Here is a 1,765-nt window from a genome sequence, read left to right as displayed (position 1 = left end):
GCGCCCCCGCCCGCCCCCGGTGCGCGCTGGTCGCCGTGGGCGGCTACGGACGTGGCGAACTCTCCCCCCGAAGCGACCTGGACCTGCTTCTGCTCCACGACGGCCGGGCCGACCGCGCGGCGGTCGCCGCCACCGCCGAACGCATCTGGTACCCCGTGTGGGACATGGGTCTGGCCCTCGACCACTCGGTGCGCACCCTCGACGAGGCGCGCCGTACGGCGGGCGAGGACCTCAAGGTCCACCTCGGCCTCCTCGACGCCCGCCACATCGCCGGCGACGACACCCTCACCGCCGAACTGCGCACCTCACTGTCGGCCCGTTGGCGCACCGACGCCCCCACCCGACTCCCCGGACTTCACCAGATGGGCCGGGAACGGGCCCGCCGCCACGGTGAGCTGCCCTTCCTGTTGGAACCCGATCTCAAGGAGGCCCGGGGCGGCCTGCGGGACGTCACCGCGCTGCGCGCCGTCGCCGCCTCCTGGGTGGCCGACGCCCCCCGCCGGGGTCTGGAGGAGGCCCGCACCACCCTCCTCGATGTTCGTGACGCCCTCCATCTCACCACCGGCCGGGCCACCGACCGCCTCGCCCAGGAGGACCAGCCGCAGGTGGCCGAGGCCCTCGGCCTCCTGGACGCCGACGCCCTGCTGCGCCGCGTCTACGAGGCCGCCCGCACCATCGCCTACGCCTCCGACGTGACCTGGCGCGAAGTGGGGCGGGTCCTGCGCTCCCGTTCCGGCTGGACCCGACCCTCCCAACGGTTGCGCGGCCTCCTCGCCGGACGTCCGGGGCGTCGCGGGACCCCCGAGGAGCGCCTGCCGTTGGCCGAGGGCGTGGTGGAGCAGGACGGCGAGGTGGTGCTCGCCCGCACCGCGCGCCCCGACCGCGACCCCGTCCTGCCGCTGCGCGCCGCGGCGGCAGCCGCCCGCTCCGGTCTGCCGCTCGCTCTTCCGGCCGTCCACCGCCTCGCGGAGGCCACCGCGCCGTTGCCGGTGCCCTGGCCGGCGGACGCCCGTGAGGAGTTCGTCATCCTGCTGGGTTCCGGGCGGGACACCGTCCCGGTCTGGGAGGCGCTGGAGGCCGCCGACCTGATCACCCGCCTCCTCCCGGACTGGGAACGGGTGCGCTGCCGGCCGCAGCGCAATCCCGTGCACCGCTGGACGGTGGACCGTCACCTGGTGGAGACCGCCGTCCGGGCCTCCGCGCTGACCCGCCGGGTGCGGCGCCCGGACCTGCTGTTGGTGGCCGCGCTGCTGCACGACATCGGCAAGGGCTGGCCCGGTGACCACAGCGTGGCGGGCGAGACCATCGCGCGCGACATGGCCGCCCGGATCGGCTTCGGCCCCGAGGACACCGACGTGCTGGCCCGCCTGGTCCGCCATCACCTGCTGCTGGTGGACACCGCCACCCGCCGGGACCTGGACGACCCGGCGACGGTGGAGCACGTGGCGGACGCCGTCGGCGGGGTCGACACCCTGGAACTGCTGCACGCCCTCACGGAGGCCGACGCCCTGGCCACCGGCCCCGCGGCCTGGTCGGTGTGGCGGGCCTCGCTCATCACCGACCTGGTCAAGCGGGTGTCCGAGTATCTGCGGGCGGCCACCGAGGAGAGGGCCGCCCCGGGGGCGGGACCCGCCGCCGACACCGCCGGTGCCGGGTCCGCCGGGGTGCCCACCGCCCCCGTGAACTCCGCGGGGGACGAGCGCCTGGCGCTGGAGGCGCTCTCCACCGGAGGCCCGGTGCTCGCCCTGCACACCCCACCGGAGCC

General features: G+C 76.5%; 1 protein-coding gene. It reads left to right on the top strand.

Annotated features, from left to right (window positions below; translation table 11 throughout):
- Positions 1-1,765 (top strand): [protein-PII] uridylyltransferase (locus FNQ90_RS21935; RefSeq protein ID WP_182607934.1); only part of this gene is annotated, 1,765 nt, incomplete at both ends.

Source organism: Streptomyces alkaliphilus (genome assembly GCF_014141535.1).
Classification (GTDB): domain Bacteria; phylum Actinomycetota; class Actinomycetes; order Streptomycetales; family Streptomycetaceae; genus Streptomyces; species Streptomyces alkaliphilus.
Note: the sequence above shows the minus strand (reverse complement) of the source record. Positions and strands in the feature narration are given on the sequence as shown.